Origin of the sequence: Massilia sp. GER05 (assembly GCF_052056005.1) — a bacterium.
Classification (GTDB): Bacteria; Pseudomonadota; Gammaproteobacteria; order Burkholderiales; family Burkholderiaceae_D; genus Telluria; species Telluria orientalis.
Map to the genome: position 1 here is coordinate 744508 of NZ_CP178858.1, position 11883 is coordinate 756390.

16 protein-coding genes are annotated in these 11883 nt (G+C 65.1%); 5 read left to right on the plus strand and 11 right to left on the minus strand.

All coding sequences use genetic code 11. From position 1 onward, the window contains the following. Window positions 1-68: 68 nt before the first annotated feature. The 9 genes from gspK to gpmA form a co-directional block, all read right to left on the minus strand. Window positions 69-1055: a type II secretion system minor pseudopilin GspK gene (gene gspK, locus ACL58G_RS03285; protein ID WP_440965149.1), complete on the minus strand. Its 987-nt coding sequence runs from the start codon at window positions 1053-1055 to the stop codon at window positions 69-71. Continuing rightward, on the minus strand, window positions 1052-1726 hold the full coding sequence (locus ACL58G_RS03290) for a PulJ/GspJ family protein (protein ID WP_440965150.1): 675 nt from the start codon (window positions 1724-1726) through the stop codon (window positions 1052-1054). Before ACL58G_RS03290 ends, gspK begins: the two co-directional genes overlap by 4 nt. Further along, the gene (gene gspI, locus ACL58G_RS03295; protein WP_413336922.1) at window positions 1723-2112 is read right to left on the minus strand and encodes a type II secretion system minor pseudopilin GspI; all 390 of its coding nucleotides are present in this window, start codon (window positions 2110-2112) and stop codon (window positions 1723-1725) included. Before gspI ends, ACL58G_RS03290 begins: the two co-directional genes overlap by 4 nt. Window positions 2113-2123: 11 nt before the next feature. After that, window positions 2124-2600: a type II secretion system minor pseudopilin GspH gene (gene gspH / locus ACL58G_RS03300; protein WP_371764244.1), complete on the minus strand. Its 477-nt coding sequence runs from the start codon at window positions 2598-2600 to the stop codon at window positions 2124-2126. A 13-nt stretch (window positions 2601-2613) separates the two neighbouring features. Then, complete coding sequence (gene gspG / locus ACL58G_RS03305) at window positions 2614-3069, minus strand: type II secretion system major pseudopilin GspG (RefSeq protein WP_371764243.1); 456 nt, start codon at window positions 3067-3069, stop codon at window positions 2614-2616. Between the two features lie 151 nt (window positions 3070-3220). Further along, window positions 3221-3982: a HesA/MoeB/ThiF family protein gene (locus tag ACL58G_RS03310; protein ID WP_440965153.1), complete on the minus strand. Its 762-nt coding sequence runs from the start codon at window positions 3980-3982 to the stop codon at window positions 3221-3223. After that, the gene (locus tag ACL58G_RS03315) at window positions 3979-5472 is read right to left on the minus strand and encodes a S41 family peptidase (RefSeq protein WP_413336921.1); all 1494 of its coding nucleotides are present in this window, start codon (window positions 5470-5472) and stop codon (window positions 3979-3981) included. The genes ACL58G_RS03310 and ACL58G_RS03315 overlap by 4 nt, the downstream gene beginning before the upstream one ends. A 28-nt stretch (window positions 5473-5500) precedes the next feature. Then, a complete protein-coding gene (locus ACL58G_RS03320; RefSeq protein WP_413385927.1) occupies window positions 5501-6913 on the minus strand; it encodes a murein hydrolase activator EnvC family protein in 1413 nt (470 codons plus the stop codon). A 69-nt stretch (window positions 6914-6982) separates the two neighbouring features. Next, window positions 6983-7729: a 2,3-diphosphoglycerate-dependent phosphoglycerate mutase gene (gene gpmA / locus ACL58G_RS03325; protein WP_413380514.1), complete on the minus strand. Its 747-nt coding sequence runs from the start codon at window positions 7727-7729 to the stop codon at window positions 6983-6985. A gap of 88 nt (window positions 7730-7817) precedes the next feature. Between gpmA and ACL58G_RS03330 the strand changes: the two genes are divergently transcribed. The 5 genes from ACL58G_RS03330 (at window position 7818) to ACL58G_RS03350 (ending at window position 10721) form a co-directional block, all read left to right on the plus strand. Then, window positions 7818-8222 (plus strand): rhodanese-like domain-containing protein, encoded by a 405-nt coding sequence (locus tag ACL58G_RS03330; protein WP_413380517.1) that lies wholly within the window; start codon window positions 7818-7820, stop codon window positions 8220-8222. Window positions 8223-8239: 17 nt separating this feature from the next. Beyond that, entirely contained in the window at window positions 8240-8509 is a 270-nt protein-coding gene (gene grxC / locus ACL58G_RS03335; protein ID WP_413380519.1) for a glutaredoxin 3, read from the plus strand. A 136-nt stretch (window positions 8510-8645) separates the two neighbouring features. Then, window positions 8646-9119: a protein-export chaperone SecB gene (secB, locus tag ACL58G_RS03340; RefSeq protein ID WP_056134424.1), complete on the plus strand. Its 474-nt coding sequence runs from the start codon at window positions 8646-8648 to the stop codon at window positions 9117-9119. Window positions 9120-9219: 100 nt separating this feature from the next. Next, window positions 9220-9675, plus strand: a complete 456-nt coding sequence (locus ACL58G_RS03345; protein WP_413336917.1) for an SH3 domain-containing protein — start codon at window positions 9220-9222, stop codon at window positions 9673-9675. A gap of 17 nt (window positions 9676-9692) precedes the next feature. Beyond that, window positions 9693-10721, plus strand: a complete 1029-nt coding sequence (locus tag ACL58G_RS03350) for an NAD(P)H-dependent glycerol-3-phosphate dehydrogenase (protein WP_413380521.1) — start codon at window positions 9693-9695, stop codon at window positions 10719-10721. Between the two features lie 80 nt (window positions 10722-10801). Here ACL58G_RS03350 and ACL58G_RS03355 read toward each other — a convergent pair whose 3' ends face one another. Both ACL58G_RS03355 and ACL58G_RS03360 read right to left on the minus strand, forming a co-directional pair. Beyond that, window positions 10802-11173, minus strand: a complete 372-nt coding sequence (locus tag ACL58G_RS03355; RefSeq protein WP_413336915.1) for a cupin domain-containing protein — start codon at window positions 11171-11173, stop codon at window positions 10802-10804. 12 nt (window positions 11174-11185) lie between these two features. Beyond that, window positions 11186-11872: a DUF2461 domain-containing protein gene (locus tag ACL58G_RS03360; protein ID WP_413336914.1), complete on the minus strand. Its 687-nt coding sequence runs from the start codon at window positions 11870-11872 to the stop codon at window positions 11186-11188. Window positions 11873-11883: the final 11 nt, after the last annotated feature.

The following is an 11883-nucleotide window of genomic DNA, read 5'->3' on the forward strand; positions in this document are numbered from 1 at the left end:
GCTTTCTCGATCTTCTGTTGGTCGTTTTAACATGCCCTGCGCTATCCCTCGAGACTTCTCTTCAATGTTCAATACTGGCGGATCCACACCACTTTCGGCCCGCTGCCCGCCACCAGGTTCGACGACCGGTGGATCAGCGCCTGTGCATCCAGCGCGGCACGGTCCAGGCGGATGCGGCTGTCGACGAAAAACCAGTCGCTCTTGACGCCCGCCGTACCCTCCGTCGGCTTCCGGTTCTCGCCGATCTCGGTCTCGAAATAATTGAGACCGCGCCACGCCGCCTGCTTGCGCCGCACGATCAGCGTATTCGCTTCCGACACCGACATGTCCGGCACCACGGCCGCCAGCACTTCCGCCGGCGCCGTGTTGACGTTCACCGGCGTCTTTTCCGGCAGCACCGTCACGAACGGCCGCAGCCGCTCGACGATGGCCGGCGTCACGCCCCGCACCGACAACAAATCTCCCACCTGCAGAATCTTCATCGGCGCGCCCGTCACGGGCGCGGCCTGCGTCTGCTTCGTCGGGTCGTTGCCCTCGTCCGCCGTGGCCGGCAAGCCGGCCGCGACGAAGTTCGCGATGCGCAGCGCCAGGCCCTGGTCCAGCTGCAGGTTGTTCAGCAGGCGTTTGAAGATCGCCAGCTGCTGCGGATCCGCCAAGCCGCGGCTCATCCCCAGGTTGAGCAAATTGTAACGCGAGCATGCGTCGGTAATGTTACCGGACAGGCTTGCATCGAACGTTTCTCCTTCGACCCGCTGGCGTTCGACGTATTGGTCCAGGCGCGTTTCCGCCAGCGGCGTCGCCCATACCTGGTCGAGCGACGTGTAGTCGCGATGGTCGATGCCGTCCTGGAACAGGACCAGCGTCGACCAGTCGAGCGCGCCACGCAGGATCCACTTGGTCTGCAAGTGCAGGCGCTGGTTTTCCATCGAACGCACCTGCACCTGCTGCTGCCAGAACAGGCTGGCGACGATGGAAATCGCCAGCGTGGTGAGCAGTAGCGCGGTGATCACGGCCACGCCGCGTTCGCGCGCAGGCCGGCGCTGTCGCGTTCTCATGGTTCCCCCAGCAGGAAGGATTTGACCATCGGCTGTTGCAGGTTCTGGGCCAGCAACGCGACCTGCAGGCCGGTCGGTTCGTTGCTCGCCTGGGCGACGCCCTGGTCAGGCTGCTGCTGCTGCGGCGGCGGCGCCCCGACCGTGCCCGCCGCATTCGCGCCGGGATCGACGCCGCCCTGGCGCCACGAGTTGTTGAGCCAGGTCGCGACCTGCATCCCTGTCACGCCGGTCTGGATGGCCACGGCCGGGTTGGTGTCGGCATCGCTGGTGACGGCCTGCCACAGCGCGTCGAGCTGGACGAGGTCGCGCGTCGGCTGCGACTCGCGCCGCATCAAGGTGCCGTTGACGATGCGGTACGCGACCACCTGCAGCCGCGACGGCTGGTTTTCCGTAAACACCTCGCGCACGAGCGTCAGGCGGTCGGCGCCGACGAGGAGATAGGGCCGCTGGTCGACGACGTCGCGCTGGGCGATGTGTTCGCAGTCGCTCTGCATCTGGGCGAAGGCCAGCTGCATGCCGCGCGTCGTTTCCATCTGCTGCGTGAGGGCCACGCGGGCGCGCACGATGCCGTCCAGCCCGCGCCAGCCGAGGACGGCCACGATGGCGAGGATGCTGATCGCCACGAGCAGCTCCACGAGGGTGAAGCCGCGGGCCTGGGAAGAGTTCGTCATCGCCACGGCTTCAACACGAGTTGGACCAGCTTGACGATGCGCCGGTTGGGGTTTTCGATGTCGTACACGGAGACCTCGACCCGGCGCAGGCGCGGGTTCGGGCTGGCGATCACTTCTTCCTGGCACACGAGGTGCAGGTCGCCCTGCGGGCAATCGAAGCTGTGCTTGCCGATGTCGGGGAATTCCTTGCCCAGTCGGATCTGCACGAGCCGGTTCTCGGCCGACCACGTCGCCATCATCGAGGCGCGCAGGCCGCTGCCGTTGGCGCTCAGGCTGCCGACGGCGCGCAGGCCCGCGCCCAGCGCCGTGCCCACGATGACGAGGGCCACGAGCACTTCGAGCAGCGTGAAGCCGCGTTGCCGGTTCGGGAATCGCATGGCGCGCATGATTGACCTCTTCACTCCACCGTGAAGTGCCCGACCCCGTCGGCGCGGATGGCGACGCGGTCGTTGCCGCTGGCCAGCGTGAGCACGAACGGCTTGTCGACCGGTTCGCTGCCGAACGTGATGCGCAGCGGATTCAGGGTACCCGCGCTGGTCGGATCCAGCAGCAGGGTCAGCGGGGCATTCTTGAAGTCGCGCTCGCGCAGCATGTCGTCGTTCGCGATCGGTTGCCAGCGCGTTTCGGTGCGCACGAGGAAGTGGTAACGCTCGGGCGTGGCTTCGAAGGCGACGAGGCGGTTGCGCACGATCGCTTCGTCGCGCGCCAGTTGCAGCAGCAGCGCGATACGCTGCGCCTCCTTCTGCAGGTCCTGGTGCGGGCTGGGAATGGCGTTGAGGCTGGCCAGCCCCAGCGTGATGCCGATGATGACCATCACGACCATGATCTCCACCAGGGTGAAGCCGCCGGCGCGGCCCGGCGCGCGCGTGGTCATCGACACACCTACGTTATTTGTTGTCCCACGAACCGACGTCGGCATCCTCGCCGGTACCGCCCGGCTGGCCGTCCGCGCCCAGCGAGAACACGTCGATCTCGCCGTGCAGGCCAGGCGACAGGTACTGGTACGGATTGCCCCACGGGTCCTTCGGCAGCTTGTCGATGTAGCCGCCTTCCTTCCAGCCGTTGGCGGCCGGGCCGCTGGTCGGCTTCTGGACGAGGGACTGCAAGCCCTGCTCCGTGGTCGGATAGCGCTGGTTATCGAGCTTGTACATCTTGAGTGCCGACATCAGCGTGGCGATGTCGACGCGGGCCGCGGTCACGCGCGACTCGCCGGTACGGCCCAGCAGCTTGGGAACGACGAGCGCACCCAGGATGCCGATGATGACCACGACGACCATGATTTCGACGAGGGTGAAACCGCGCTGGCGGCGCTGCCGTGCGAAACGATGCTTGAAGTTCTGCATAGATGTGATGGATGTGGTCGAAAAAACAGTATAAGGCCGAACGAGCGGGGATGAGGTTAAAAGTCGTTTGGAAAATGTTCCAACTCGTCAGGAAAATTGTCTAATTGTAAGATAGGCGGCGCAGAAAGACACCTTCTACGTGCGCCGCGACTCATTCTACGCCGGGACGCCCCGCGCAAACGGGGCAGCACGGATTGCGTGCCACGCCGATCTCCGTCCACTCCATGGCGCGCGCATCCAGCATCTGCAGCCGGCCGGCCAGCGAACGGCCGCTTCCGGCCAGCAGCTTCAGCGCCTCGGCCGCCTGCATGGCGCCGATGATGCCGACCAGCGGCGCGAACACGCCCATCGTGCTGCATGCCATTTCCTCGAACTTGCCGTCCTCCGGGAACAGGCAGGCATAGCAGGGCGAAGCGGGGTCGCGCACGTCGAAGACCGAGATCTGCCCGTCGAAACGGATCGCGGCGCCCGCGACGAGCGGGACGCCGGCGGCAACGCAGGCGCGGTTGACGGCATGGCGGGTGGCGAAGTTGTCGCTGCAGTCGAGTACGACATCGGAATCGCGCACGAGTTCCCCTAAACGTGCGGCATCGGCGCGTTCGCGCAAGGCGACGACCTCGACCTCGGGATTGATCTGGTGCAGGGCTTCACGGCCGGACTCGACCTTGGGCTGGCCCACGCGGGCCGTCGTGTGCATGACCTGGCGCTGCAAATTCGTCAGGTCGACGGTGTCGTCGTCGACGAGCGTCAACCGGCCCACGCCGCCCGCGGCGAGATACAGCGCGGCCGGCGAGCCGAGACCGCCGGCGCCGATCACGAGCACGCGCGCGGCCAGGAAGCGCGCCTGGCCTTCGATACCGATCTCGTCGAGCAGGATATGGCGCGAATAGCGAAGCAGTTGCTGGTCGTTCATCGCTTCGGTGCAGACGGCTTGGCGTCGTCCTTGATCTCGGCCGGCTTCGGCTCCTGGCCCGGCAGCTTGGCCGGCGCGGGCTTGTCCTCGTCCGGATCGGCCTTGGCTAGCTGCACCTTCAGACCCTTGAAGTGATTCAGGGCTTGCGCCAGCTGGAAGTCATCCTTGCCGCCGAATTCGACCGGTTTCGCATTCTTCAGCGCGGCCATGGTGAACTGCTCTTCCTCGAGCTCGTCGCGGCGCTTCGCGTTCGCGCTCTTGCTATCAGCCGCTTCGTTCGTCAGGTGGTGATCGAGGTCCGCTTCGCGCACGCGCACGGCGTTCAGGCCGTCGCCTTCCGGCGTCTCGTCGACCTTCAGGTCCGGCACGATGCCCAGCGCCTGGATCGAGCGGCCCTTCGGCGTGAAGTAGCGCGCGGTCGTCAGCTTCACGGCCGTGTCGGGCGTCAACTGGCGCAGGGTCTGCACGGAACCCTTGCCGAACGTCTGGCTGCCCATCACGATGGCGCGCTTGTAATCCTGCAGCGCGCCCGCGACGATTTCCGACGCCGAGGCCGAGCCCGTGTTGACCAGCACCACCATCGGCACGGTCTTCAGCGCGGCCGGCAATTTCGCCAGCGGATCGGCGCCCGGCTTGACGGCATAGAATTCGCGCCGGCCGTAGAACGTGGCGTTCGACTCGGCCAGCTGACCCTTCGTCGAGACGATCACGTCGTTCGCCGGCAGGAAGGCGGCGGAGACGCCGATCGCGCTCGGCAGCAGGCCGCCCGGGTCGTTGCGCAGGTCCAGCACGAGACCCTTGATGTTCGGATTGCGGGCGTACAGGTCCTTCAACTTGTCCGCGACGTCGTCGACGGTCTCTTCCTGGAACTGGTTGATGCGCAGCCAGGCATAGCCGGGCTCGATCATCTTCGCCTTGACGCTGGCCACCTTGATTTCCTCGCGCTCGACCGGCACGACCCACGGCGCGTCCGCGCCGCGGCGGGCGATGGTCAGCATCACCTTGCTGTGCGGCTCGCCGCGCATGCGCTTGATGGCATCGTCCAGCGACAGGCCCTTCACCGGCACATTGTCGATGCGGGTGATCAGGTCGCCCGCCTTGATGCCGGCGCGGTAGGCGGGCGAATCCTCGATGGGCGAGACGATCTTGACGTAGCCGTCTTCCATCGCGACCTCGATGCCGAGGCCGACGAAGCGGCCCTGCACCTCTTCGCGCATCTCGGCGAAATCCTTCTGGTCCAGGTACACGGAATGCGGATCCAGCGAATTCACCATGCCGGCGATGGCGTCCGACAGCAGCTTCTTGTCGTCGACCTTCTCGACGTAATCGCTTTTAATCAGGGCATACACGTCGGCCAGCTGACGCAGCTCGTCCAGCGGCAGGGGCGCATCGCCGCCCTTTTGTGCCAGCGCCGAATACTGGACCGAGGCGGCCACCCCGGCCACCATGCCGAGGCCAATCAGACCGAGGTTCTTGAGTTTCTTGCCCATGCTGTTCCCTGGATTGTGCTTCCGGAAATTAGAACCTGATCCAGCTCGAAGGATCGAACGCTTTTCCGAGATGCCTGAGCTCGAAGTATAGCCCCGATTCCTCGTTACCGCCGGTATTGCCGGCACTGGCGATGACGTCGCCCGGCTTGACCGCGTCGCCGGCCTGTTTCACCAGGGTCTGGTTGTTGCCGTAGATCGACAGGTACTCGCCGCCGTGGTTGATGATGATCAGGTTGCCGTAGCCGCGCATCCAGTTGGCGAACACGACACGCCCCGCCGCGATGGCGCGCACGTCGGTCCCTTCCGGGGCCTTGATGAACATGCCGCGCCACGTCGGACCATCGCCGCGCTTGGCGCCGAAACGGGCCGCGATCTTGCCGGAGATCGGCGCCGGCAGGCGGCCGCGCAGGCTTTCGAATGCGCCGCTCGGCAGGTCGGCGGCCAGTGCCGTGTCGGCCGAACGCTGCGGTGCTTCCGGTTTCGGTGCCGGCTCCTCGGCCACCCGCGTTTCTTCCGGCTCGGGTTTCGGCGGCGGCAACGGTTTGACGGGCTTGCCCGTCTTGGCCGCTTCCTTGGCCGCTTCGCGCGCCAGGCGTTCGCGCTCTTCGCGCTGCGCCCTGGCCCGCGCCAGCGCACGTTGTTTCGCCTCGGCGGCCGCTTTCGCGCGTGCGGCGGCCAGTTCCTGTTGGCGCTTGCGCTCGGCCGCGGCGGCGATTTCCTGTTCGCGGATCAGGCGCGTCAGGCGGTCGACGAGGCCGCTCATGCGCTGCTCGTCCCGTTCCAGGCGGCTCGCCTGCTTGCGCTGGTCCGTCAGCTTGCTCGACAGGTTCGCCAGCAGGGCGGCCCGTTTGGCCTTTTCCTTTTCGAGCAGCGCCTTTTGCGACTTCTGCTCTTGTGCAATTTCTTCCAGCTCGTCCCTGGCGTTCTGCGTCTCGGCGTGGTTCGCCTCGACGGCCGCCAGGTTCGTGCGCAGGGAATTCAGTAATTTCGCTTGCGCCTGCGAGACGTAGGCCATCATCTGCAGGTCGCGGTTGATCCGGTTCGGGTTATCGCCGGACAGCAGCAGCTTGATGCGGTCCTCGTTGCCGGCGATATAGTGCTGGCGCAACAGCTTCGCCAGCTGGCGCTTCTGGGCCGCGATGGTGTCGCCAAGTCGCGCCTCTTCGGTCGCGAGATCCTTCAGCCTGGTATTGGTCTCGGCCTGCTCGTCCGCAAGTTCGCGCAGCGAGCGGTTGGCGTCGGAAATCTTTTCTTCCGATTCCGCCAGCTCGTCGGCCGCGTCTTCCTTTTCGCTCTCGGTGCGGCTGATGTCCTTCTTGAGCGCATTGAGCTTTTGCTGGATGCCGGCGCGCGCCGCCTCGGCGGCGGCCTTCTCCTTGCTGCGCGTGGTCTGGCGCGGCGCCGCCTGCACGCTGCCGAAGGCGAACGCACAGGCCAGCAGGCCGCAGACCAGTTTGCCGCGGGCGGACAGGCCCGCGGACGTCGACTTCACGAAGGGAAAACGCAAGACTTACTTCGCCTTCCCTTGGTTGGCCACGGCGGCCATGGCGGCCGCGATCGCTGCCTGGTCGCCCAGGTAGTAGTGGCGGATCGGCTTCAGGTCCGCGTCCAGTTCATACACGAGCGGGGTGCCGTTCGGGATGTTCAGGCCGACGATGTCCGTGTCGCTGATGTTGTCCAGCATCTTGATCACGGCGCGCAGGCTGTTGCCGTGGGCCGAGATCAGGATCTGCTTGCCGGCGCGGATGGCCGGGGCGATTTCCTCGTCCCAGGCCGGCATCACGCGGGCGACGGTGTCCTTCAGGCATTCCGTCAGCGGGATCTGGGCCTTGTCGAGGCCGGCGTAGCGCGGGTCGTTGAAGGACGTGCGCGGATCGTTCGCTTCCAGCGCCGGCGGCGGGGTGTCGTAGCTGCGGCGCCATACGAGCACCTGCTCGTCGCCGAACTTGGCGGCGGTCTCGCCCTTGTCCAGGCCCTGCAGCGCGCCGTAGTGGCGCTCGTTCAGGCGCCAGTCGTTCTTGACCGGCAGCCACATCATGTCCATCTCGTCCATGGCCAGCCACAGGGTGCGGATCGCACGTTTCAGGACCGAGGTATAGGCCAGGTCGAAGGTGAAGCCGGCTTCCTTCAGCAGGCGGCCGGCGAGCTTGGCTTCATTGACCCCTTTTTCGGTCAGGTCGACATCGGTCCAGCCGGTGAAACGGTTCTCGAGGTTCCAGGTGGACTCGCCGTGGCGCATGAATACGATTTTGTACATAGGTGCTTTATAGAAAAAAGTGAGCAAGAAATACCGATCCGACTTCTATTTTATAATGCGATGATTCAGTTCAACCAACGGAACCTTCGTGAAATTCATCATCGACCATTTCATCACTGTCGCGATCGCTCTTTTGTCGGGGGGCGCCCTGCTGTGGTTGTCGCTCGCGCCGCGTGGCCGCGTGGCCTCCCCGCTGCAGGCCACCCAGATGCTCAACCGCGGTAAATCCACCGTCGTGATCGATGTGCGCAGCGCCGAAGCCTTTGCCAACGGGCACCTGCGCGACGCGAAACACATTCCGCTGGCAGACTTGGGCAATCGCACCGGCGAGCTGGACAAGTCGAAAATCAAGACCATCGTTGTCGTCGACCAGGACGGCAAACACGCCACTAAAGCGGCGCGCCTGTTGAAAGCGGCAGGGTTCGAAGATATCTATGGCCTGGAAGGCGGCATCGCGGCCTGGACGGCTGCCGGCCTGCCCCTGATCAAATAATTTGAAAGGATACTGCCATGACAGCCCATGTTGTCCTCTATCACACCGCCAGCTGCCCCTACTGCGTGCGCGCCGAGCGTCTGTTGGAAGCCAAGGGCGTGACCGACATCGAACGCATCCGTGTCGACCTTGATCCAGAACAGCGCGCCGTCATGATGCAACGCACGGGCCGCCGTACGGTGCCGCAGATCTACGTGGGCGATACCCACGTGGGCGGCTTCGACGACCTGTACGCGCTCGACCAGGCGGGCCGCCTGGACCCGCTGCTGAAGGGCGAAGCAGCCTGATCGGTGCTGGCTTGGCCAGGCCCCGGCAAACTATTGAAACCGAATTGGTTTTGATACAATTGCCGGCGCCTTGACAAGTCAAGCACCTCGAATGGCAGGCTATGCCATTCTTCTTACAATTACACGAAAGCGTTCCATGGCTGACGAAAACCTGCAACCCGTATTCCAAATCCAGCGTATTTACCTGAAGGATCTGTCGCTGGAACAACCGAATTCCCCGGCGATCTTCCTGGAGCAGGAAGCCCCGACCATCGAGGTCGCGCTGGACGTCGGCGCCGAAGGCATTGCCGATGGCATCTACGAATCGACCGTCACCATCACCGTGACCGCCAAGGTCAAGGACAAAGTGGCCTTCCTGGCCGAAGGCAAGCAGGCAGGTATCTTCGAAGCCCGTAACATCCCGGCCGAGCAGATGGATCCGCTGCTGGGCATCGGTTGCCCGAACATCATCTACCCGTACCTGCGTGCGAACATCGCCGACGTGATCACCCGTGCCGGTTTCCCGCCGGTCCACCTGGCCGAGATCAACTTCGAAGTGTTCTACCAGCAGCGCCGCCAGGCGCTGGCCGAGCAGGCTGCCGCTGCAGGCACGCCGGCTGGTAACCAGTAATATCCCGGGCGTCCCGCTTCGCCCGTCCCGGGCGGGGCCGGACGCCTTGTTTCTTTGACGTATCTGCCGACTTTCGGCAGACACGTCTTCAAAGGCCCACATGCGCCCCATCCGCTTCCGCCACCGACTCATTGCAGGCTGCTTGCTGCTGCTGGCATCGTGCGCGGCCGCCGCGTTCGATTTCAAGACGGTCGGCGCGCATGCCGTGATCCTGTACGACGCCCCGTCCACCCGCAGCGGCAAGCTGTACGTCGCGCCCAGCGGCATGCCGGTCGAGGTCGTCCTCAGCTACGGCGACTGGGTCAAGATCAGAGACGCCACCGGCGACATGGCCTGGACCGAAGCGAAAAACCTGTCGGCGAAGCGCAACGTCATCGTGCGCGTCGCGTCCGCCAGGGTGCGTTCGGCGCCCGACGAGAATGCGCCCGTCGTGATGACGGCCGAAAAGAACGTCCTGCTCGAGCTCGTCGATCCGGAAGCCGGCAACTGGGTGCGCGTGCGCCACCGCGACGGCACCAGCGGCTACGTCAAGGCTTCCGACATCTGGGGCATCTAGCCCGTATTTCGATACCCATGCACGAACCGAAACCACCCCAAAAAATCACCGTCCTCGGTGCCGGCGCCTGGGGCACGGCGGTGGCGATCGCGCTCGCCGCGCGCCACGACGTCCTGCTGTGGGGACGCAATCCCGCGCAGATGGTGCAAGCCGCCAGCGCGCGCGAAAACACCGAATACCTGCCCGGCTTTCCGTTCCCGGACGGCCTGGACGTCACGGCCGACTTCGATGCCGCCGTCGCGCATGTCGTGAACAGCGCCGGCGCGGCGCCGCTGCTGATCGCGGCCTGCCCGGTCGCCGGCCTGCGCCCGCTGCTGCTGCAACTGAAGGGCCGCGCCATTCCGAACATCGTCTGGCTGTGCAAGGGCTTCGAATACGAGACCGGCCTGCTGCCACACCAGGTCGTGCGCGAAGTGCTGGGCGATGCCGTGCCGGCCGCCGCGCTGTCCGGCCCGTCGTTCGCGCAGGAAGTGGCGCGCGGCCTGCCGTGCGCGCTGACGGTCGCCTCGACCGACAAGGCGCTGCGCGACCGCGTCGTCGCGCTCGTCCATGGCGGGAATATGCGCGTGTATTCCTGCGATGACATGGTTGGCGTGGAAGTAGGTGGCGCCGTCAAGAACATCCTCGCCATCGCCACCGGCACGGCCGACGGCCTCGGCCTCGGCCTGAATGCGCGCGCCGCGCTGATCACGCGCGGCCTCGCGGAAATCACCCGCCTCGGTACGGCGCTGGGCGGCCATGCGGGCACCTTCATGGGCCTGACGGGGATGGGCGACCTGATCCTGACGTGCACGGGCGACCTGTCGCGCAACCGCCGCGTAGGCCTGGCACTGGCCCAGGGCAAACCGCTCGACACGATCGTCCGGGAACTCGGCCACGTGGCCGAAGGGGTACCCTGCGCCAAGGCCGTGCGCGAGCTGGCGGCCAGGCTGGGCGTCGACATGCCGATCACCAATGCGGTGGCCGGCGTGCTGTTCGATGGCGATTCCGCCAGCGACATGGTGACCAGGCTGCTGGCGCGGGATCCGCGCGACGAACTGGCCTGACACGCTCCGATAACGCGACCGTTGCGGTGGCACGTTTCATTTGAGGCCCCCGGCCTCAAATGCCCCCCTACGGCTGCGGATTACGGCGCGGGCGTGCTCCGCGTCGGTCCACCCGTGTTATCGCCCGGATGCAGCAGGATGGTCAGCAACGCGACCGCATCCTGGTTGGCCTGGACCGCATGCGGCTCGCCGCCGGCGAGATAAACCATCTCGTTCGGCCGCAGGATCGTCGTGCGGCCGTGGGCCTGGAACGCGATCTCGCCTTCCAGGCACAGCAAGGTCATCTCGCCTTCGACCCAATGTTCCGGCAGCGGTTTTTCCTTCGGTATCACGAGCCGGATCAACTCCATGTGATCCGTCTTGATCAGTGCGATCGAGGTGAAATTCGCGATGTCGTCTTCGCCCCGCTGGAGTGCGATCCGCTCACCCGAGACTGCGTGATGCAACGCCATGTGTGACTCCCTTTACTCTTCGAATGTCTGCGGCACCCCGCGCAGCCAGTTGACAAGCGCGGTGGCGTCCTTGAATCCCTGCGCGAGCTGCGGCACGAGCTTGTCCGGGGCGTTGATGTCCAGCTTCTCTTCTTTCCAGACGAAATAGCTCTTCAGCTTCAGGTATTCGACCAGCGGATGGTTCGGATCGAATCCCTTCGGCGGGCGTTGCAGCTTGTCTTCCGGCTGCAGGTCGCCATACGCTTCGCGCAGATGTTTATTCTTCAACATTTTGGCGAAACCTGTCGCATCGTTGACGACGTGCTCGCGGATCGCCTTCAGGCGCGCCGCGGGCGGCAGGTATTCGCCCGCACCATACAGCAGCGTACCGTCCGCTTCGATGTGGAAATAATAGGTCGGACCGCCGCCTTCGCTGGGCCGGCGCTTGTTGCCCGGCGCGATGCCGGCCGAGAAATGCGTTTTATACGGCGTCTTGTCGTGCGAAAAGCGCGTATCGCGCTGGAAGCGGAACATCGCCTTCTTCGGGTCGCAGGCGACGATCTGCTTGTCGAACCGGCCGATCTCCTTGATCAGTTCCGTCAGCACTTCCAGGAATTCGACCCGCAGGATGTCGTAGCGGGGCTTGTTCATGATGAACCACGGCCGGGTGTTGCTCTCTTTAAGTTCGGAAAGGAATTGCGTCAGGTCGCGCAGATGCATAAGGGGTCCAA